Source organism: Exiguobacterium sp. s161, assembly GCF_018619045.1.
GTDB classification, from domain to species: Bacteria; Bacillota; Bacilli; order Exiguobacteriales; family Exiguobacteriaceae; genus Exiguobacterium_A; species Exiguobacterium_A indicum.
Genome location: NZ_JACSNH010000001.1, coordinates 869,450 through 890,899, shown reverse-complemented (window position 1 = coordinate 890,899; position 21,450 = coordinate 869,450). Strand labels below are relative to the sequence as shown.

Annotated in this window: 20 protein-coding genes; 3 read left to right on the top strand and 17 right to left on the bottom strand. The window is 50.2% G+C overall.

What is annotated here, in order from left to right; all coding sequences use genetic code 11:
• Nucleotides 1-3 precede the first annotated feature (3 nt).
• Genes priA through gmk form a run of 4 tightly spaced genes read right to left on the bottom strand, consistent with a single transcriptional unit; the run spans nt 4 to nt 4,394 of the window.
• Nucleotides 4-2,328 carry a primosomal protein N' gene (gene priA / locus KNQ14_RS04310; protein WP_214859759.1) on the bottom strand — a complete coding sequence of 775 codons (2,325 nt, stop codon included), beginning with the start codon at nt 2,326-2,328 and terminating at the stop codon, nt 4-6.
• Nucleotides 2,325-3,515 carry a bifunctional phosphopantothenoylcysteine decarboxylase/phosphopantothenate--cysteine ligase CoaBC gene (gene coaBC, locus KNQ14_RS04305; RefSeq protein ID WP_214859757.1) on the bottom strand — a complete coding sequence of 397 codons (1,191 nt, stop codon included), beginning with the start codon at nt 3,513-3,515 and terminating at the stop codon, nt 2,325-2,327. Before coaBC ends, priA begins: the two co-directional genes overlap by 4 nt.
• Before the next feature lie 56 nt (nt 3,516-3,571).
• Nucleotides 3,572-3,775 carry a DNA-directed RNA polymerase subunit omega gene (gene rpoZ / locus KNQ14_RS04300; RefSeq protein ID WP_023468770.1) on the bottom strand — a complete coding sequence of 68 codons (204 nt, stop codon included), beginning with the start codon at nt 3,773-3,775 and terminating at the stop codon, nt 3,572-3,574.
• Between the two features lies 1 nt (nt 3,776).
• Complete coding sequence (gene gmk, locus KNQ14_RS04295) at nt 3,777-4,394, bottom strand: guanylate kinase (protein ID WP_197484513.1); 618 nt, start codon at nt 4,392-4,394, stop codon at nt 3,777-3,779.
• Between the two features lie 168 nt (nt 4,395-4,562).
• On the opposite strand from gmk, the gene KNQ14_RS04290 reads away from it, so the two are divergent.
• The gene (locus KNQ14_RS04290) at nt 4,563-6,254 is read left to right on the top strand and encodes an Rqc2 family fibronectin-binding protein (protein ID WP_050677513.1); all 1,692 of its coding nucleotides are present in this window, start codon (nt 4,563-4,565) and stop codon (nt 6,252-6,254) included.
• A gap of 63 nt (nt 6,255-6,317) precedes the next feature.
• Here KNQ14_RS04290 and KNQ14_RS04285 read toward each other — a convergent pair whose 3' ends face one another.
• From KNQ14_RS04285 to KNQ14_RS04270, 4 genes are all read right to left on the bottom strand, one after another.
• Nucleotides 6,318-7,229, bottom strand: coding sequence for an FUSC family protein (locus KNQ14_RS04285; protein ID WP_050677514.1), 912 nt, complete (start codon nt 7,227-7,229; stop codon nt 6,318-6,320).
• Nucleotides 7,226-8,128 (bottom strand): DUF4097 family beta strand repeat-containing protein, encoded by a 903-nt coding sequence (locus KNQ14_RS04280; RefSeq protein WP_050677515.1) that lies wholly within the window; start codon nt 8,126-8,128, stop codon nt 7,226-7,228. The genes KNQ14_RS04285 and KNQ14_RS04280 overlap by 4 nt, the downstream gene beginning before the upstream one ends.
• 205 nt (nt 8,129-8,333) lie before the next feature.
• Nucleotides 8,334-9,023 (bottom strand): metal-dependent hydrolase, encoded by a 690-nt coding sequence (locus KNQ14_RS04275; RefSeq protein WP_214859748.1) that lies wholly within the window; start codon nt 9,021-9,023, stop codon nt 8,334-8,336.
• 19 nt (nt 9,024-9,042) lie between these two features.
• Nucleotides 9,043-9,357, bottom strand: a complete 315-nt coding sequence (locus KNQ14_RS04270; RefSeq protein WP_023468777.1) for a winged helix-turn-helix transcriptional regulator — start codon at nt 9,355-9,357, stop codon at nt 9,043-9,045.
• 104 nt (nt 9,358-9,461) lie between these two features.
• Here KNQ14_RS04270 and KNQ14_RS04265 point away from each other — a divergent pair, with 104 nt between their 5' ends.
• Both KNQ14_RS04265 and KNQ14_RS04260 read left to right on the top strand, forming a co-directional pair.
• Entirely contained in the window at nt 9,462-9,953 is a 492-nt protein-coding gene (locus KNQ14_RS04265; RefSeq protein WP_023468778.1) for a lactoylglutathione lyase family protein, read from the top strand.
• A 2-nt stretch (nt 9,954-9,955) separates the two neighbouring features.
• On the top strand, nt 9,956-10,927 hold the full coding sequence (locus KNQ14_RS04260) for a zinc-binding dehydrogenase (RefSeq protein WP_214859746.1): 972 nt from the start codon (nt 9,956-9,958) through the stop codon (nt 10,925-10,927).
• A gap of 103 nt (nt 10,928-11,030) precedes the next feature.
• Here KNQ14_RS04260 and KNQ14_RS04255 read toward each other — a convergent pair whose 3' ends face one another.
• The 9 genes from KNQ14_RS04255 to KNQ14_RS04215 form a co-directional block, all read right to left on the bottom strand.
• Nucleotides 11,031-11,840 (bottom strand): GNAT family N-acetyltransferase, encoded by an 810-nt coding sequence (locus tag KNQ14_RS04255; RefSeq protein ID WP_214858041.1) that lies wholly within the window; start codon nt 11,838-11,840, stop codon nt 11,031-11,033.
• A gap of 80 nt (nt 11,841-11,920) precedes the next feature.
• Nucleotides 11,921-12,556: an orotate phosphoribosyltransferase gene (pyrE, locus tag KNQ14_RS04250; RefSeq protein ID WP_214858042.1), complete on the bottom strand. Its 636-nt coding sequence runs from the start codon at nt 12,554-12,556 to the stop codon at nt 11,921-11,923.
• Nucleotides 12,550-13,251, bottom strand: a complete 702-nt coding sequence (gene pyrF, locus KNQ14_RS04245; protein WP_064299625.1) for an orotidine-5'-phosphate decarboxylase — start codon at nt 13,249-13,251, stop codon at nt 12,550-12,552. The genes pyrE and pyrF overlap by 7 nt, the downstream gene beginning before the upstream one ends.
• Nucleotides 13,226-14,158, bottom strand: coding sequence for a dihydroorotate dehydrogenase (locus KNQ14_RS04240; protein WP_214858044.1), 933 nt, complete (start codon nt 14,156-14,158; stop codon nt 13,226-13,228). Before KNQ14_RS04240 ends, pyrF begins: the two co-directional genes overlap by 26 nt.
• On the bottom strand, nt 14,155-14,886 hold the full coding sequence (locus tag KNQ14_RS04235; protein WP_214859744.1) for an iron-sulfur cluster-binding protein: 732 nt from the start codon (nt 14,884-14,886) through the stop codon (nt 14,155-14,157). Before KNQ14_RS04235 ends, KNQ14_RS04240 begins: the two co-directional genes overlap by 4 nt.
• Nucleotides 14,883-18,092, bottom strand: coding sequence for a carbamoyl-phosphate synthase large subunit (gene carB, locus KNQ14_RS04230; protein ID WP_214859742.1), 3,210 nt, complete (start codon nt 18,090-18,092; stop codon nt 14,883-14,885). Before carB ends, KNQ14_RS04235 begins: the two co-directional genes overlap by 4 nt.
• On the bottom strand, nt 18,085-19,173 hold the full coding sequence (locus KNQ14_RS04225; protein WP_058704457.1) for a carbamoyl phosphate synthase small subunit: 1,089 nt from the start codon (nt 19,171-19,173) through the stop codon (nt 18,085-18,087). Before KNQ14_RS04225 ends, carB begins: the two co-directional genes overlap by 8 nt.
• Nucleotides 19,166-20,437, bottom strand: coding sequence for a dihydroorotase (locus KNQ14_RS04220; protein WP_214859734.1), 1,272 nt, complete (start codon nt 20,435-20,437; stop codon nt 19,166-19,168). Before KNQ14_RS04220 ends, KNQ14_RS04225 begins: the two co-directional genes overlap by 8 nt.
• Nucleotides 20,421-21,356 (bottom strand): aspartate carbamoyltransferase catalytic subunit, encoded by a 936-nt coding sequence (locus KNQ14_RS04215; RefSeq protein ID WP_214859732.1) that lies wholly within the window; start codon nt 21,354-21,356, stop codon nt 20,421-20,423. Before KNQ14_RS04215 ends, KNQ14_RS04220 begins: the two co-directional genes overlap by 17 nt.
• Between the last annotated feature and the right edge of the window lie 94 nt (nt 21,357-21,450).

Here is a 21,450-nt window from a genome sequence, read left to right as displayed (position 1 = left end):
ACCTCACATGAATACAAATGGATTCAAGTCGATCGCGACTTGTGTTTTTGATTTTTGACGACGGGCTAAGATATCACGGAGATGTGTCCGGACATCTTCCTGCCCTTTATGTTTAATTAAGACCTGTTGTCGGTACATATTCTTCAGTCGAGCAAGTGGCGCATCGAACGGTCCATTGACGACTAAGTCCTCCGATTCGAAAGCCCGCAGCTCGGAAGCAATCTGTTGCGCTTCTGCTTGTGCTTCGAGTGGATGTGTCGCCGAGACCGTGACCAAGCCAAGGAACCAGAATGGAGGGTGTCCCCCGAGTTTGCGCAACTGCATCTCCCGCTTATAGAACGTTTCGTAATCATGCTGTTTCGCCGTCTGAATGACGTAGTGCTCAGGATTATAGGTCTGGATGATCGACTGTCCGGCGAGTTGCCCCCGCCCGGCACGACCCGACACTTGCGTGATCAACTGGAACGTTCGCTCACTTGCCCGAAAATCCGGAATGCCGAGCGTCGCATCAGCAGCGAGCACCCCTACGAGCGTGACATTTGGAAAGTCGAGACCTTTTGCGATCATCTGTGTCCCGAGAAGAATGTTCCCTTCCTTACGCTCGAAGGCATCGAGTAACTTCTCGTGTGCGCCTTTACGAGACGTCGTATCTTGATCCATCCGAATAATCCGTGCTTCCGGAATCAAATGCGCCAACTCTTCCTCGATCTTTTGCGTCCCCGTTCCGAACTGACGAATCTTCGTCGATTCACAGGACGGACAAGTTTTCGGCATCGCCGCCTCGAATCCACAATAGTGGCACTTCAAGCGATCTTCATGTTGATGATACGTTAAATTGACGGCACAATGCGGACATTGAAGCGTCTCCCCGCAATCCCGACATAAGACGAATGTCGTGTACCCACGACGGTTCAAAAGTAATACCGTCTGTTCCCCACGCTCGATTCGTTCTTTGATACCTTCGACGAGCGCGAGGCTGAACGGAGTCCGATTGCCCCGTTCAAGTTCTTTACGCATATCAACGATGTCGACCGGAGGCAGTTCCCCACCGAATCGTTCGCGAAGCGGTAAGTAACGATAGACCCCTTTTTGTGCCCGCGCATACGTCTCAAGTAATGGCGTTGCACTTCCGAGCACGACGGGACAACGATGATAGGCCGCTCGCCATTTTGCAACATCACGCGTATGATAGCGCGGATTCTCTTCTTGTTTATAGGTTGTTTCATGTTCTTCATCGAGAATGATGATTCCGATATTCGTCAGCGGCGCAAACACGGCGGACCGTGCACCGACGACGACATCGACCTCGCCTTGAGCGATTTTGCGCCACTCATCATACTTTTCTCCGAGCGATAGACCGCTATGCAGGACAGCGACCCGTTCTCCGAAACGACGTTTGAACCGTTTGACCATCATCGGTGTCAGACTGATTTCAGGGACGAGCAAGATCGCTTGTCTACCGCGTTCGAGTTGTGCATGAATCGATTCAAGATAGACTTCCGTCTTACCGCTTCCTGTTACGCCATGTAACAAAAACGTTCCGGTCTCAGCTTCAGCCGTAATCGCCGAGACAGCTTCCTGTTGCTTTTCCGTCAAAGAGGACGGCACAAAGATGTCTTGGACGAGATGTTCGTAAGGATTTCGCCGTACATCAATCGTCTCGACTTCAATGATGCTTTTTTTCTCGAGGGCGTTCAACGTCGCGCTCGTTGCGCCCGTCGCCTGCTTGATTTCACTCCAAAGCGCATTCGAAAATTCTTGGATATACGCATACAGTGCCGCTTGTTGACTCGCTTGTTTCGTAAAAGTTGCCTGTTCCTCTAGTAGACGAATCCGTTTATCCGTCTTTGACGTCTTTTTCTCGCGAATGACCGGTTGAAGCGTCACGTCAGCTTGTTTCGCCGCTGTTAAGATGATTTGTTGGACTTCCGTTGGTAATTGACTCATTTTCTTACCATGATATGCCCGAAGTGGGCCCGACTCGACTATGACCAGTTTATCATAACTCACCTTTAAGGCAGCCGGCAGCATCGCAAGCAACGCCGTCGCCTGAAAACACAAGGTCGTTTCTGATAGATAAGCCGACAGCTCCAGTAATTCTTGCGTATAGGTCGGCGTCTCATCTAAGACACGAACAATCGATTTGACGTTCGTCAAATCAGAGGTTGCTTTCGTTCCGACGACGATCCCAAGCAACGCACGTGGACCGAACGGAACCTCTACGCGCATTCCGGGAACAATCAGCTCCTGCCAGAGTTCCGGCACGGTATAATCAAACGGACGATCGACGGTGGCCGCTGCGACATCGACGATGACTTCAGCTATCATGCCAATGCCTCCGCAAATTGGCGCATGAGCGCTTTAGCGAGCGTCGATTTCAATTGTTGATCGTATCGCGTGACGGAATCATTCTTCCCAAAAACGACGACCTCATTTTCGTCGCTGACAAATCCGATGTCAGAACGAGAGACATCATTCGCGACAATGAAATCCGCTTTCTTTCGGACGAGTTTCTGTTTCGCGAACGTCTCGACGTCCGTCGTCTCCGCTGCAAATCCAACTAATACCTGATGTTCTTTCTGCTCACCGAGCGTCTTCAGAATATCCGTCGTCTCCTCGAGTTCAATCCGCAATGGTCCGTGAATTTTCTTCTGCTTCTGATCGTACTGGACAGACGGTCGATAGTCAGCTACGGCAGCGGACATGATGACGATGTCTTGCGTCTCATAGTCACGTAACATGGCTTCGAGCATCTCTTCTCCCGACTCGACGGCAATCGTTTCGATGCCAGCCGGTAGTCCGATCCGAAGGGGCCCGTGTACGAGCGTGACATCTGCTCCTGCGTCTCTTGCTGCTTCCGCAAGTGCAATGCCTGTCTTTCCTGAAGAGTCATTCGTCAAGTAACGGACCGGATCAATCCGTTCAACGGTCGGACCTGCACTGATCAAGACTTTTCGCCCGGCTAGATACTTATCTTCAAAGAAGGTTGAGAGTGTTGCGACTAAGTCTTCCGGTTCGGGTAAACGACCTTTCCCGACCCAACCACATGCGAGATTTCCGACTCCCGGTGCAATCACCTGGACACCGTCCTGCTTGAGTTGTTCGATATTGCGGACTGTCGCCGGATGTTCGAGCATGTTGACATTCATCGCCGGTGCGACGATGACGGGACACGTTGCTGCAAGGATCGTCGTCGTAATGAAGTCATCTGCGATCCCGTGCGCGAGTTTTGCAATCAAGTTCGCGGTCGCTGGTGCGACGACGATTAAGTCCGCTTCGTCCGCTAAATCGATATGGGCGATTTTTGACGGATCATGCTCGATGAAGACATTGTCATAGACCGCTTTTCGCGTCAGTGCTTCAAACGTCGTCTTACCGACGAATTGTTGCGCATTACGCGTCATCGCGACTTGAACGTGTGCGCCTGCTTGAACGAGTTTGGAAGCGAGTGCTGCTGATTTATAGGAAGCGATTCCACCGCCGACACACAGTAGAATGTTTCGGTTGGTTAACATGTAGGTGTCCTCCTTATTGAAAAAAACAGCCACGATGACAAGTGGCTGCTTCAAAATTAGTCTTGCGGTTGGTTCGTGACGGATACTTCTTCGAAATAAAGCTCTTCTAAAGCTTTCCCGACCGGTTTATGCGATTTTGGGTTCGTGACTCTCACGCGTTTCCCGTCTTGGATTTGACGCGCACGCTTAGCGGCAACTGTAACGATCGTATATTTCGATGGCACTTTCTTTTGAAGCTTATCAACTGATGGATATAACATATCACTTAACCTCCATGGCTTTTTTATATAGGGACGCGACACGTTCCCGACTGCAATGTTCCGCTGTGACGATTGCTTGAATTCGATCACAGGCTTTATGAATTTCGTCGTTCGTCACGACATAGTCATACGCATCCATCATCTCAATCTCTTCTTTAGCGACGAGAAGACGTTGCTTGATGACTTCCTCTGATTCCGTTCCACGCCCTACGAGGCGGTTCCGTAATTCTTGGAGGCTTGGAGGTGCAAGGAATAAGAAGACAGCTTCTGGAAAATGTTCTTTGACCTGCATGGCCCCTTGAACTTCGATTTCGAGAATGACGTCTTTTCCTTCATCTAGGATCTGGTTCACCCATTCGACAGGTGTTCCATAATAATTCCCTACGAATTCAGCATATTCCAAGAGTTGATTGTTCGCAATCATCTCTTCGAATTCTTCACGCGATTTAAAGAAATAGTGAACACCATCTATTTCTCCTTCGCGCGGTTGGCGCGTCGTACAGGATACCGAGTAATGCAGATCATTATCCTGATCTTCGCGCAAAGCACGACAGACCGTTCCCTTTCCGACACCACTTGGACCAGATAATACGAGTAATAAGCCACGCTCTTTGAAAATCACTTCAAAACCCCTCCATCTCACAAACTTCACATTGTTTCATATTAGCAGTAGAGACGGGAAGTTCGCAAGTCATCTTTTTTAGCTCGACTGCTTTATCATACCATAACGATGCCATTTCTGTTACCTTTAGAAAGTGAGAACGAAATCAAGAAAGAAGGTAATCGTATGGCTTTTGACGGATTGATGACGACACGCGTCGTCGAAGAACTCCAACCGCTCGTCGGAGGACGGATCAATAAGGTATACCAACCGTATACATTGGATTTAGTATTCCAGGTCCGGGCTGAGCGAAAAAACGTATTGTTGCTCGCCTCTGCGAATGCCATGTATGCACGGATGCACATTACGTCGGAAGCGGTCAGCAACCCGAGTGAACCCCCACTCTTCTGTATGATGCTCCGCAAACATGTCGAAGGTGGGTTCATCGAATCAATCGAACAACTCGAACGTGACCGAATCATCGTCTTACGCGTCCGGTCCCGGAACGAACTCGGTGATGAGGAGGCGAAAAAAATCTATGTCGAGTTGATGGGACGTCACTCGAACATCATTTTGACCGATGGACAAGATAAGATCCTCGATGCGATCAAACACTTGCCACTCAGTCAAAATACCTTCCGGACGATCATGCCAGGGATGACATACCAGCTTCCGCCGGCACAGGATAAAGTGGATCCGCTTACGGGAGATATCGAAAAGACCCTTCACCGAATCGACTGGAACGCTGGGAAACTCGATCGACAGTTACTTGGTCTCTTCAGTGGTCTATCTCCGCAAATTGCAAAGGAAGTCGTCACACGGGCAGGTCTCGCCAACCGGACGAATCTTGCATCTGCCTTTCAAGATGTCCTGAAGGAACTCGATGGTCCTTATGTCTTACAACGGATGGAAGGTGGTAAGGAACGCTTCGCGCCGGTCCGGCTAACGGAAGGATCCATCATCGACGAGAAGACGTTCGAGACGAGTGGTCAAGTCCTCGACGCCTTCTTCCATCAAAAAGCAAACCGCGATCGCGTCAAACAACAAGCAGCCGATCTCGAACGGTTCATCAAGAGCGAGTACGATAAGAATATCTTAAAGCGCTCAAAACTCGAAAAAGATTTAGAAGCGACGTTACGGATGGATGAGTGGAAACATAAAGGGGAACTGCTGACGACCTATCTTTATCAGCTCGAACGCGGGATGAAGGAAGCGACCGTCGTCGATTACTATGACCCAGATGGTGCTGAAATCACGATCACGCTTGATCCTCGTTTCTCGCCGAATGAGAACGCGCAACGTTATTACAAACGGTATAACAAATTAAAAACCGCCAAAGTCGAAGTCGCGCGTCAGCTCGAGAAGAACCAAGCTGAGATTGCGTACTTCGAAGGCTTACTTGCGCAACTCGATGTCGCATCCCCGGAAGACATCCGGGAAATGCGCGAGGAACTCGTCGAAGAAGGTTATCTGCGCGAACGACAAAAGAAGAAAAAGAAACCGCAGCTCCCACAACTCGAAGAATACCGTTCTTCGACTGGTCTTCCATTCTTCGTCGGAAAGAACAATAAACAAAATGATTACGCGACGTTCAAGTTCGGACGCAGGTCCGATACGTGGTTACACACGAAGGATATCCCGGGATCGCACGTCATCATTCAAAGTGATGCACCGGACGAGACGACGTTGAAGGAAGCAGCGATCGTCGCGGCTTATTTCTCGAAGGCACGTGAGTCGAGCCAAGTCCCGGTCGACTTCACAGAACTACGTTATGTCAAAAAACCGAGTGGTGCAAAGCCCGGATTCGTCATCTACACGGATCAAACGACTCTTTACGTCACACCTGATCCAGATGTCGTCCAATCCTTACGTCAATGACGCTACACAAAAAAGCGCTGTTTTTCCTAAGTGTTACTTAGGAGAAACAGCGCTTTTTCATCTTCACTTCATTTTTTCTAACTGTTCCCGGTAATCGAGCAAATGCCCATGAATGATATCCTTCGCCTCGCTTAATTCTTGATCGAATGAGAACATCGCCTGTTTTCGTTCGTGGGAGAAGATGACATCGTAATGATGGCTGAGTAAGAAATCAATTTCCTGACCAAGCGTCTTTTCCTGTTCTTCTGTCATCGGGATATCCCGATGACTGGCAATGCTTTCAAGCAAGACGAGCAACTTGTCTTCAAGATCGACAAGCTCCTTCAGTCGAATGAACGCTTCACTTTGACCGCTCGCCACTAGTGGATATTTTTGATCCTCTTGAAGCATCAACATCATTTCCTCATGTTTGAGGATTTGTTTACGGACGGCAAGCAAGCGTCCATCATCTTGCACAAGGCTTCGCCAATCTTCCATCAACTGTTGCGTCGTTTTTTTGACGAGCAAGAGTAAGCGGTCTTCATAATGTGGTGGGAAGACGATGTAATTGACGAGGACGGCAGATAACACACCGACGACGGTCAGCAACGATCGTGATAAGGCATAGTGGACATAGTCGGCGGTCGGGCTCTCGAACATCAAGACGATCGCAAAGGCAGCGAACGTCGACATATCCGTTCGTCCAATCATCGAATTGAGGACGAGCGAGACGACGACGGCAAGTCCGATCGTCAGTGGATTGGCACCAAGCGTCGCAACGATCGCGAGTCCACACATCAGTCCGAGTACCGTTCCGAAAATCCGATTGAAGACGATTTTAAATGAACGATGGATCGTCGGTTGCATCGCAACGATGGCTGCGACAGCCCCCATTCCTGAATAAATATCAAATACATACCAAGAGATACTGAGTGCAAGAGCTACCGCGATGCCGGTCTTGATCGTCCGAAGTCCAATCCGAAACTTTAATTTCACTCGAGCGTCACCTGCCCGACTTCACTATTGACTGTCACTTCCGGTTTTTCTTGTTTCGACAGTTCATAAATCGTCTCATCCTTATTCTTTTGTTTCGTATATCGGTCAGAGGCTTTAATATCGCCTCCCGTATCAATCGTGATCGTACCGGCTGCTTTATTTGGTTTTAGCTTCGTCGCGCCGTCAATCGTCGTGACGTCAAGACTCAACTTCGCCATATAGTCTGCCAGCGAGACACTCTCGCCTGTCACCTGCGCATGGACGGCATCCATTTCCTTGACGGAAATCGCACGTGTAGCATTCAGTGTAATCTCATCACCTTTTACTTTATCGAGACTCATCGCTTCTCCGTCCATCTCGATCGTTTTTGCGTAGATGCCCATTCCTTTAAGTGTTCCAGCATCGACATCGACACGGTTCATATAACTTGGTAGTCCCACTTGAATCGTATAGTCTGCTGTTTTTTCGCTCGGACGATTGCCAAGTCGTGACAGCCAACCATCTCGTCCTGTCACCGTCACCGTATTCGTCGATGTACTGATTTTCAGTCGTTTGCCACTCGACGCACTATCGACGAGCTTGATTTGGACGTTTCCATCTGTGCTTCGAACGAATTGTACCGTTGCGTGCGGCGCCTCGATGGCGAGAGATTTATAGCGATTCGTCGTTTTGAATGTTTCGCCTCGTGATAACAATTCCGTTGAGACGAGCAATGTGATCGAATAGATGACGACAAGTCCGAGAATGACACCACCGTATAAATAAAGCGGTCGCTTCACTGGTCCTTTTTCTCCAATCCGGTTCAATCGTGCATCCATCTTTTGTTTTTGTTTATTTTTTAAGCGTGTGAACGACGATTGTTTTCGTTTCCGCACACTCCTACTGTTATGCTCTTCCATGTCAGCCCCTCCATCTCATGTCTACCATTATTCCGAATATCTGAATCGGCTGTCAACAGCCCCCTTCTTATCATAGAAGAAGTTCACCGTTTCGCCATCGGGCGGAAGAAGGAAGCGTCATCGGATGAACCACTGACATTCCAGAACAATAATCGACAAAAAGGAGAGGAACATTGACGTTTCCTCTCCTTTGCTTAAGAACGGATTATAATTCGAGTGACTCGCCGATCGCAAGTGGATGACCAGTTTGACCTTGCGCTTCAATCTTTTCACAGAATGCGTTCGCATCTTGTTTGATTAAATCAAATGTATCGTAGTGGATTGGTACGACGACTTTCGCTTGCAACATATCTGCAGCGATCAACGCATCATCCGGACCCATCGTGAAGTTATCACCAATCGGTAAGAAGGCTAAATCGATTTCGTGATGGGCGCCATAAAGGGCCAAATCCCCGAACAGTGCCGTATCACCTGCATGATAGATTTCTTTGCCTTCGATCGTCAGCAGGAATCCAGCCGGCATCCCCATATACGTAATCGTCTGTTTTTCCTCATCGATGATGCTCGACGAGTGGAATGCCTGTGTCATCTTCACTTTACCAAACGGGAATTCAAACTGTCCGCCGAGATTCATCGGATGAACGTTGAGCCCTTTGAAACTCAGATACGTCGCCAGTTCATGAGTAGCAATGATTGTCGCCCCCGTGGCTTTTGCGATACGTTCCGCATCAAGCATATGATCGGCATGGGCATGGGTTAACAAAATAAAATCTGCCTTGACGTCATCTGGATTCGTCGTCGCTTTTTCGTTACCGCTAAAGAATGGATCGATGACGAGATGATGCCCGTTCGTCTCGATTGTTACTGTCGATTGTCCGTGATAAGTCAATTTCATGAGTGTCACTGCCTCTCGTTTAGGATTCGGATAATTGATTCCCTTCCCCCCACGCGCATAAACCTTTCATGGCCGGTTGCAGTGTAAATGCCGCCTCTGTCAATTTGTATTCGACGTGTAAGACGGCTTCATCATACTCAATCCGCTCGATCATTCCGAGTCGTTCAAGTTCTTTTAACTGATCGGTCAAGACTTTCCGAGAAATCCCGGGAATGGCACGTTGTAACTCTAAAAAACGTTTCGGACCGTTCTCTAACGTGCAATATAATTGTGGACGCCATTTTCCGCCGATGATAGCGAGCGCCCGATTGACCGGAAATTGTTCTGTCGACATGTTGTTCTCTCCTCCGCAGTAGTTACTTCAAAGTGCGTACTATGCAATCGAGTGTAGCGTAAGTTAGAGTATGCGTAAATCATTTTGCAAAAGGAGTGTTAAGCATGACGTATCCACGTAATTTTTCACACATCGGTCTTTCCGTGCCGAATCTCGACGAAGCCGTCCGTTTTTATCAAGAGGTGATGGGCTGGTATATCATCATGGAACCATCTGATGTCCTCGAAGATGATTCTGCCATCGGTGTCATGTGTACGGATGTCTTTGGTGCAGGGTGGAACAAGTTCCGGATTGCTCACATGGCGACAGGTGACCGCATCGGAATCGAGTTGTTCGAGTTCCCGAACAATGAACAACCCGAAAACAACTTCGAATTCTGGAAAACGGGCATCTTCCATTATGCGATTCAAGATCCAGACGTCGAAGGACTCGTCGAAAAAATCGTTGCCCATGGTGGCAAACAACGGATGCCAATCCGCGAATACTATCCGGGAGACAAGCCGTATCGAATGGTCTACTGTGAGGATCCATTCGGTAACCTCGTTGAAATCTACTCTCACTCGTATGAACTCACATATTCGGAAGGAGCGTATTAAACATGAAAGCATGGTTAAATCACTCAGGTACAGCCATTGATCAATGGACATTCGAAGAGGTCGAGACGCCGACGCCAGGAGAAGGTCAAGCCTTGATTCGCGTCAAGACCGTCGCGCTGAATCCCGTCGACTATAAGGCGACCAACAATCCAGCTTGGACGTTTCCGCATATTCCAGGCGTCGATCTAGCTGGTGTCGTCGAACAAATCGGTCCCGGCGCAGAAGTAAAAATCGGCGATCGTGTAGCGATTCATACGAACCTGCAACGCGATGGCGCTTTTGCTGAATATGCACTCGTCGATACACGTGCCCTCGCCCTGATTCCGGAAGACGTCTCATTCGCTGAAGCCGCTGCGATTCTTTGCGCAGGAATGACTGCCTATGAAGCCATCGTTCAGAAGATGAACACGACAGGGAAAGAAACGATCCTTATCCATGCTGGTGCAGGTGGTGTCGGTGGCATCGGCATTCAACTCGCAAAACGCCTTGGTCTTAAGGTCGCGACGACTGCTTCGACAGAAAACCATGAGTGGGTCAAGCGACTCGGTGCCGATCTTGCCATCGACTACAAAAAAGAAAATGTCACGGATGTCATTCGCGATTGGACGAACGGTCGCGGTGCTGACTTGATTTTCAATACGGTCGGTCGAGATGAAGCAACAGCGGATCTCGGACGTCTTGCCTTCTCGGGGCAACTCTCCTTCATCGCCGGTGGTCCCGATCAGTCGGTCGTCAAGCCGTTCACGCTCTCCCCTTCGATTCATGAAGTGGCACTCGCGGCTGCTTATGCCAGCGAAGATGACCGTGCGATCCGAAACCTCGGTCATATGGCAAGCGAGTTATTAAAACTCGTCGCAGCGAAAGAACTCGATCCACTCGTTACAGAAGAGATTCCAGCAGCTGACATCGTCAAAGGATTGCAACGTATATCTGAACGCCACGTCCGTGGTAAAATCATCGCTACATTCAATTGATTTCTCAGTTTGACATGAAACAGCCGATCGTCCTTAGATAACAGGATGATCGGCTGTTGTTGTGCATATCAATGTCTAGACATCGAAACAAGAAACTCGATACTTACCGGTAGCGGTCTTGTTTCTTGATATGTAAGGATCGTCCGACTAACTCGAAACCGACATGCTGATAGATCTTATTCGCTGTTTGATTCGACCAATCAGTGTAGAGCGTCACGACCGGATAAGACTGTAGTAGATGTTCAGATAGTTTGGCGACAAGATAAGAGGCATACCCATTTCCACGCAGTTCTTTCGGCGTATAGACGTAAGAAATCGTAATCCCCGTTTGCGTCGGACGCGTCGCTGCTGCCATCGCGACAAGCGTATCTCCACGAAACAGTCCGAACAAGCTTCCTTGGTGGATGTGTCGCGTCATCGACTGATGGAGTTGCGTAAGCTGTCGCTCAGAAGGTCGCGTTTCAACTTCATATAAAAATCCGGACGCAAATGCTAAGGCTTGTTGTCTTTCATCGTCCGAAATCGGTCGGAAGACGACATTTTTCGGAACCTGCGGCATCTCGACCTTCGTCAATGCATACATCCCCTGTTCCATATGTACCTCATACATGGAATGTGGGAGTAACAGCGGCGCTAAGATAGCCTGTTCTCCGACGAATCCTGGACTATCCAAAATTCTGGCAAGCTTTCGGATTCCTTCTTGCGAGAACACATCCCCTGCGACGATGGCTTGCTCCGGTATCGTTTGCAATATGACGAGACGATGATCGCCTTCTTGTGCCGTTGCCATCAAGAGCGGTTCATCCCCACGTTCTAATATGCCAAGAATCAACTGATGGGTATCCGGACGTTCAAGCAAAAACGGGAGGACGACCTTTTTGAACTGTTCATAATCACGATAATGCGTCACCATAGTCGACGACCTCCTTTATTTTTCTAGTGTACCAAAACATTCACTAGAAATCGTAGGGCGTCCGACGGAATCTATCGATTTTAGACGTTCGCTGTAAAACGTTCGCTCCAAGCGACTGGATCTTTCGACCAATCCGCCAACTGTTTTTGCTCTTCTATAGTAATATCGCCTTGTTGTTGTGCGGTTTCGAGTAACGCTTCGAACGTCAGTAATGCATCCGCTTCGATCTTTGCGTCGCGGAGATTGTTTGACAAGCGCTCCATCCCGTACGAGAAGATCGCTTGAATGCGAATGACATTTGCTCCCTTCGCTTGCAGAGCTTCCGCCGCTTCGATTGCTGACATCCCCGTCGATAATAAGTCTTCGATGACGACGACACGTTGTCCAGGTTGAATGACACCTTCGATTTGATTCCCTTTACCGTGTTTCTTGTTGCCACTACGTACGTAGACCATCGGTAATCCTAGTCGTTCCGCGACGAATGCTGCGTGTGGAATACCTGCCGTCGCAGTTCCAGCAATCACATCGACTGCAAGTCCCTTCACTTTCTCAGCGAGTGCATCTGCAATCAAGGAACGAACTTCTGGGTACGAGAGCGTCAAACGATTATCACAATAAATCGGTGAACGAAGTCCACTTGCCCATGTGTATGGATCGTTTGGCGATAAGGTGACGGCTTCAATACGGAGTAACGCACTAGCGATTGGATTTACCATGAGAATTGCCCCTTCCATTGTTCAAGTAACATCAGATAGATCTGTTCTGGATGTTCTGCACGCGTAATCGGACGACCGATCACTAAATCCGTCGCTCCATTTTGACGAGCGTCAAGAACGGTCGCGACCCGCTTTTGATCATCCGCTTGACTGTTCGTCGGACGAATGCCGGGTGTGACGAACCGAAAATCTGTCCGACAAGCTGAAACTAGTTCCGGAAGATCGAGTGCTGAACAGACGATACCATCTAGTCCTGCTGCTTCTGCGAGTTGCGCATATTCACGAACGACTGCCGGCATCGCTCCTTCAATCTTTAAATCGCGTAACATCGCTTCATCCGTCGATGTCAACTGAGTCACGCCAATCAGTTGTGTCTCGGCGTTCGTCTCACGCAGTCCTTCTCGCGCCGCGATCATCATCTCTTTTCCACCAGCAACATGGACGTTCGTCAGTTCGACGCCTAATTGTCCGATGATCCGCATCGTCCGGCGTGCCGTTTCTGGAATGTCGTGGACTTTGACATCGAGGAATACCGCGTGTCCACGCTCGACGAGTTTTCGGACGAAAGTTCCGCCTGCTGCATAAAACAATTCCATCCCGATTTTCACGGCAGGTCGTGTCTCTTCGAACCGTTCGAGAAACGAAAAGACTTCTGCTTCGGTCGGAAAATCAAGCGCGATGTAAAGTTGATTCATATGCTTTCCCCCTGATGTCTAAAATATGATCGATGCCAAGTTCGTCCATCCGTTCTGGTAACTGCTGAATCAATTCTTGACAGATGTATGGATTGACGAAGTTTGCGGTACCGACGGCAACAGCCGAAGCCCCGGCGTAAATCATTTCGAGGACGTCATCGACCTCCATCACGCCACCCATACCGATGATCGGGATCGAAACGACTTGCGCGACATCATGAATCATCCGAATCGCGACCGGTTTGATCGACGGACCCGATAATCCACCGATACGGTTCGCAAGGATTGGCTCCCCCGTCCGGACATCGATTCGCATCCCGACGAGTGTATTGATCATCGTCAGACCGTCTGCACCAGCTGCTTCGACGGCACGCGCCATCTCGACGATCGAAGTGACGTTCGGTGATAGTTTGACGTAGACCGGTTTAGTCGAGACCCGTTTCACACGTCGTGTCAACTCAGCGGCAAGCAACGGATCCGTTCCGAATTGAATCCCCCCCGATTTGACGTTCGGACAGGAAATGTTTAATTCCAGTGCATGAATGCCTGGATGCTGACTCATTTTCTCCGCGACGAGCTCATATTCTTCCGGTGTCGAACCTGCGACATTGGCGATGATCGCCGTATCGAACGTCTCGAGGAATGGCAATTTATTCATTAAGATGCCATCGACACCCGGATTTTGGAGACCGATTGCATTCAACATCCCCATCCCACTCTCTGCGACACGTGGCGTCGGGTTTCCGTAGCGTTCTTCACCCGTCGCTGCTTTAATCATGATCGCCCCAAGCTCTGATAAATCATATAACTTCGCATATTCCTCACCGAATCCAAAACATCCGGATGCTGGCATGATCGGATTTTTTAAAGAGAGTCCCGGCAACTCGACACGCAATCGTTCTGTCATAATACGACCTCCTCTGCCCGAAAGACTGGACCATCGGAACATGTCTTAACGTACCCGCCCTTAGGTGTTTTACAGACACAGGCAAAGCATGCTCCGATACCGCACCCCATTCGGTTTTCGATCGACAGATACTTATGTTCGATCGGTTGTTGCTGTAACGTTCGCAACATCGGTTCCGGTCCGCAGGCGAGTAGGACGTCGTAGCTTTCTGGACGTAAGGCTGCCGTGACGAATCCTGCAATACCATGCGTCCCATCGACGGTCGTGACCGTCGTCTTACCGAGTGCTTGAAATTCCGCTTCGTAAAAAACGCTTGTTGCCGTATCGAATCCTAGAATCGCTTCACATGTCACACCCCGGGCGACAAGTTGGCGCATCGTCTCATACAGCGGTGGGACACCGATTCCCCCACCAACGAGGACGACGCGTTGAGTTGGATGGATAGCGGCAATCGGAAACCCGTTTCCAAGCGGTCCGAGGGCATCGATCGTATCATCCGGACGCAAAGAAGCCAGTTCTGCTGTTCCTTGTCCGATTTCTTTAAAGAGAAACGTGATCAGATCATGATCGACCCGGGCAATCGAGATCGGTCGGCGTAAGAGTGGACCGACGCGAAGATGCATGAATCGCCCTGGCGCGATGTCCTGAGGTTGCTCGAGGCGACAGACGAGTTCTGTCGCACCTTGAGCTACCGTTCGTCGAGAGACGACCGTCAAGAGTTGCTTCATTGGATCACCACTTTCTTTTCGTGTGTGAAGGCTTGGATCGCACTGGCTTCAAACGAGCGACTTTCGATGACACGAAGAATTGCTTCCGCCGTATCGAGTGATGTCAGACAGACGACTTGATTCTCGGCTGCTGCCCGACGAATGATGAAGCCATCTTTCGTGACTTGCGAGTCCCGACTCATCGTATTGATGACGTATTCAATCTCCCCTTTTTCAATCACGTCGAGCATCGATTCGGAAGACGAGTCGATTTTGCCGACCGTCTGGACCGGTAATCCTTGCTCCGTCAAGTAGGCTGCCGTTCCTTCCGTTGCAAGTAACGTGAATCCAAGTGAGGCAAAGCGTCGTGCGAGATCCGTCATTTCTGCTTTATCTGGATCTGCGACTGTCAAGAGGACACGACCGTGCTCTGGAATCGCCATCCCTGATGCGAGCAACCCTTTATAGAGCGCTTTTTCGAGCGTCCGGTCCGTTCCAATGACTTCACCGGTTGATTTCATTTCCGGTCCGAGTGTCGGATCAACTTCTTTAAGCTTCGCAAATGAGAAGACTGGTACTTTGACCGAGACGAGTGGTTCTTCCGGTAGAACACCACTTGTTAATCCATATGAAGCAAGTGTCTCACCGAGAATGATGTCCGTTGCGAGACGCGCGACCGGAAGTCCCGTCACTTTCGAGATGAATGGCACCGTCCGGCTAGCACGCGGATTGACTTCAAGGACATAGAGAGCGCCGTCCGCGTAGACGAACTGGATGTTGAGTAAGCCTTTGATGCCGAATGCTTTCGCAATCCGTGTCGTGTAGTCGACGATCCGGTTCTTGATGTCTTGGGAGACACGTTGTGGCGGATAGACACCAATCGAGTCACCCGAGTGAACACCGGCACGTTCGATGTGCTCCATGATGCCTGGAATGACGACATCCGTTCCGTCGCAGATCGCGTCGACCTCGAGTTCGATTCCTGTCAGGTAGCGGTCAACGAGGACCGGTCGTTCCGGTGAGGCGATGACCGCGTGTTTCATGTAATGTTCCAGTTCTTCTTGAGCATAGACGATTTCCATTGCCCGACCGCCGAGGACGTACGATGGACGAACGAGAACCGGGTAACCGAGTGACGCTGCTGCCGTGACCGCTTCTTCGACTGTCACGGCCGTTTTACCTGGTGGCTGTGGAATGTCGAGCGCCGTCAATGCTGCTTCGAACTGTTTCCGGTCCTCAGCCCGGTCGAGATCCTCAAGCGATGTCCCGAGGATTTTTACACCTTCTGCTGCTAATGACTCGGCTAAGTTGATCGCCGTCTGTCCACCGAACTGGACGATGACACCGAGCGGACGTTCATTTCGGATGACTTCAAGGACATCCTCCGTCGTCAATGGTTCAAAGTAGAGTCGATCGGAAATCGAGAAGTCGGTCGACACCGTTTCCGGATTGTTGTTGACGATGATTGCTTCATATCCGGCTTGTCGAATCGCTTGAATCGAATGGACTGTCGCATAATCGAACTCGACGCCTTGACCAATCCGAATCGGACCTGATCCTAAGACGAGAATCGAAGAACGGTTCGTCGCGATGGCTTCATTTTCACGTTCGTATGTTCCGTAGTAGTACGGCGTATCGGACGCGAACTCTGCCGCACACGTATCGACCATCTTATAAACCGGATGAATCGCTTGTGCTTCACGCATCCGGCGAATTTCCGTTTCCGTTTGTCCTGTGATTCGGGCGAGCATCGGGTCACTGAATCCATACCGCTTCACATGCAGGAGTAGTTCAGGTGTCAAACCAGCTGCGACTGATTGCTCGAGCTGCCAAATATGGTGCAACTTCTCTAGGAACAGACGATCAATCGCCGTCCAGTCATGAATCTGTTCGACGCTGTAACCGCGGACGAAGCCCGCGTACAAGGCGAAAAGTCGATCGTCGGTCGCTTGGCGAATCGCTTGTTGTAAGGCATCGTCTGCCATTTCGATGAAGCGTGGCATATACAGATCCGCTGTACCGATCTCGAGCGAACGAACGGCTTTTAGTAAGGCCTCTTCCATCGTCCGTCCCATTGCCATGACCTCACCAGTTGCTTTCATCTGTGTGCCGAGTGTCCGGTCTGCCGTTTCGAATTTATCGAACGGCCAGCGCGGAATCTTGGCGACGACATAATCGAGTGCCGGTTCGAAGGAAGCAAAACTTGTCTCGGTGATCGGGTTCTTTAATTCGGATAAGGCATACCCGACGGCAATTTTCGCAGCCAGTTTTGCGATTGGGTAACCAGTTGCTTTTGACGCGAGTGCAGACGAGCGTGAGACACGTGGATTGACTTCGATGACATAGTAGTCGAAGCTCGTCGGATCCAGTGCGAACTGGATGTTACATCCACCTTCGATCCCGAGTGCACGGATGATATCAAGCGAGACGTTTCGTAGCAATTGATAATCGCGATCCGATAGCGTTTGCGTCGGTGCGAAGACGATCGAGTCTCCAGTATGAACACCGACGGGATCGAAGTTTTCCATCGCACAGACGATGATCGCCTGATTCGTCGCATCGCGCATGACTTCGAACTCGACTTCCTTCATCCCGGCAATTGATTTTTCTAGAAGTACTTGTGTTGCCGGACTTGCCTTGAGTCCCCCTTCGACGATTCGCGTGAACTCTTCTGGTGTGTGGGCGATTCCGCCGCCCGTTCCTCCAAGCGTATACGCTGGACGGATGATGATCGGTAGACCGATCTGTTGCCGGAATTGTTGTGCCTCTTCGAGCGTATGCACGATTTCACTGTCCGGCACACCATGCCCGCGTTTAAACATCAGTTGACGGAACAAATCACGATCTTCTGCCTCTTCGATTGCTGACAATTTCGTACCGAGTAACTCGACACCATACTCAGCAAGGACACCGAGACGATCCAGTTCGACAGCCAAGTTCAGACCCGTTTGACCTCCGAGTGTCGCAAGCAAGGCATCCGGACGTTCCTTGCGGATGATCCGTGAGACGAACTCTGCTTGGAGGGGCTCGATGTAGACACGATCAGCGACCGTTGGATCCGTCATGATCGTTGCTGGGTTCGAGTTGACGAGGATGACTTCATATCCTTCTTCCTTCAAGGCTTGACACGCTTGTGTTCCAGCGTAGTCGAATTCAGCTGCTTGTCCGATCACGATAGGACCGGACCCGATAACGAGAATTTTCTGGATATCTTGACGTTTAGGCATGAGAGACCTCCTGTTGTTTCGTGATTTCTTCTAAAAACTGTTGGAATAGACCGTTCGCATCCATTGGACCAGGTGATGCTTCCGGATGGTACTGGACGGAGAAGACCGCTGCTGTTGTATGACGGATTCCTTCGACCGTTCCGTCGTTGATCGCAAGATGCGTCACTTCAAGCACGGTATCGCGTAAGGACTGTTCGTCAACGGCATACCCGTGGTTTTGCGACGTGATATCGACGCGACCTGTCCGGATATCTTGGACTGGATGATTCGCCCCTCGGTGACCAAATGGGAGCTTGAACGTATCCGCCCCGTGCGCTAGTGCAATCAACTGATGACCGAGACAGATGCCGAAGATGACGACTTTTCCCGTCAATTCTTGAATCATCGGAATCGCCGTTGGGACATCCTTTGGATTCCCTGGTCCGTTCGATAGCATTACACCGTCCGGACGATAGCGTAAGACTTCCGTTGCACTGACGTCGTAGGGCACGACGACGACTTCACAGCCGCGTTTGACGAGTTCGCGGACGATTCCGAGCTTCGCACCGAAATCGACGAGAACGATTCGCGGTCCAGCACCCGGAATGATGTACGCTCGTTCCGTTGAAGCTCGCTTGACTTGATCCGTCTCGATAGGTGCGTTTTGAAGATGAACCAGTTCTGCTGCTAAATCGAACTCACCGTCAACGAGTCGTCCACGCATGACACCTTTCGAACGGATATGCCGTGTCAATTGGCGCGTATCGATTCCACTTAATCCTGGAATATTAAGATCTTGAAGTGCTGCATCGAGCGACATCTCACTCCGGAAATTCGACGGCGTCTGACAATGTTCACGTACGATCAGTGCTTTAGCGAGCGGACGCGTCGTCTCATAATCTTCTCGGTTAATCCCGTAGTTTCCGATCAACGGGTTCGTCAACACGATCATCTGATCGCAGTAAGATGGATCCGATAACATTTCTTGATACCCTGTCATTCCGGTCTGGAAGACGACTTCTCCTGTTGTTGTCGTATCTGAGCCAAATGCTGTTCCTTCAAACGTCATCCCATCTTCTAGTATCAGTGTCCGTTTACGCATGTGCTGTGTCCTCCTTGAATACGATTTCTCCCTTGACGAGCGTCATGACCGGGAATCCTTTTAACCGTTCTCCTGCGAACGGTGTGTTCTTGCCTTTTGAGCGGAATCGTTCCGGTGATACGGTACGCTCCGTTTCTAGATCAAGCAAAACTAGATCTGCTTCCGCCCCCACTTCGAGTTTCCCGTAAGGAAGTTCAAAGATGGCTGCTGCCTTGTCCGTCAAATTCCGAATCAGTGTCTCAAGTGCCATCTCTCCTTCAGCAACAAGCTTCGTATAGAGGAGTGGGAAGGCCGTCTCGAACCCTGTGATGCCGAACGGAGCGCGTTCGATACCGAGCGCCTTCTCTTCTGCCGCATGCGGAGCGTGATCGGTCGCGATGCAATCAATCGTTCCGTCCGCTAACCCCTCGAGCAATGCTTGGCGATCTGCTTCACTTCGTAAGGGAGGATTCATTTTAAAGTTCGGATCCTGATTCGGTATGTCTTCATCGATCAACACCAGATGGTGCGGTGTGACTTCTGCCGTCACCCGGATTCCTGCTCGTTTCGCGTCACGGATGACACGGACCGATTCTTTCGTCGAGACATGACAGACGTGATAATGACAGCCGGTTTCTTCTGCGATCAGAACATCACGTGCGATGTGGATACTCTCAGCAAGCGACGGAATACCTTGTAGTCCTTCTCGTCGACTGTAGTTTCCCTCGTGCACACATCCTGCTTTTAGCGAATCATCTTCGCAGTGGGCAACGACCGTTTTCCCGAGGCGTGCCGCTTGTTGCATCGCTGTCCGCATGACTGCTGCCGTCTGGACGCCGACACCGTCATCCGTAAAGGCGACAGCATCTGTTAATTGGTCGAACGCGACGAGTTCTTGTCCGAGTTGATTTTTTGAAATCGCCGCGTAAGGCAAAACCCGAACGGACGCTGTCTCTTCAATCTTTTGGAACAACGCATCAAGTGTTTGACGATCGTCTGGTACGGGGCGCGTGTTTGGCATCGGACAAATCGTCGTGAATCCACCCGCTGCCGCCGCTGCCGTGCCGGTCGCAATCGTTTCCTTATGTTCGCCACCCGGTTCCCGCAGGTGGACATGGATGTCGACGAATCCTGGTGCGACGAATAAGCTGGACGCATCAATGACTGTTTCATTCGCTTGCGGTGTTGCTGCTAAATCCGTGATTTTCCCGCCTTCAATCCGAATATCTCCAGTTCGGACTTGTCCCGCCTCGTACCATCTCGCATTCTCAATTCGTGTTGTCATCTGCATCGTCTCCTTTGATTGATTTCGTTGAAAAGCACCATTCCAGAATTGCCATCCGTGCAAAGACACCGTTTTTCATCTGTTCAAAAATCCGCGATCGCGGATGTTCGACCAGTTCGTCAGCAATCTCGACTCCCCGATTGACCGGTGCCGGATGAAGCACGATCGCGGAATGCTTCAGGCGGTTCATCCGCTCATGTGTCAATCCGTGCGTTGTGTGGTAAACTGCTGGATCAAATCGCGTCGTCCCGTCATGTCGTTCGTGCTGGACACGCAGTAACATCAAGATGTCGCACTGCTCGACGGCTTCATCCATCGGAAGATACGGTATGCCCATCGCAGGGTCGTACCACTCAATAGGTCCTGATCCATAAACGATGGCACCGAGTCGCTTTAAGATGTCCGCGTTCGACCGGGCGACGCGACTATGTTGTAAGTCTCCACAGATGACGACGATTTTTCCTTCGACCGTTCCGAACGTTTCGACGATCGTCATCAAATCGAGTAAGGACTGGGACGGATGTTGACCGCTCCCGTCTCCCGCATTGATGATCGGAATATCGAGTGTCTGCATCAGTTCTTCGTAATATCCGGTTGCTCCGTGGCGAATGACCAAAGCATCTGCGCCGATTGCTTCGAGTGTCTTGCATGTATCGCGTAACGTTTCTCCTTTTTGCACGGAGGAAGTCGCCGTTTCGAACGGCAGTAGATGCATGTTCAGACGATGCTCTGCCATCTCAAAGGAAGAGCGTGTCCGAGTCGAGTTTTCAAAGAACAGATTGACAAGCGTCTTATCGGAATAATCTGGCGCTGGCTCGCCTCGTTTAAAAGCGAGACTGCGTTCAATCAAAGAATTAATTTCTGTCGTGGATAAACTTTCTAGGTTGACGAAATGCCGGGTTTTTAGGATCGTCTTCATATCATTCACTCCTCTTCAGGTCATGAAAAAGGCGCACCTTCTAAGTGAAGGTGCGCCGAAAGAAGGCAGAGTGATTCCCTGCATCTTTTCATGG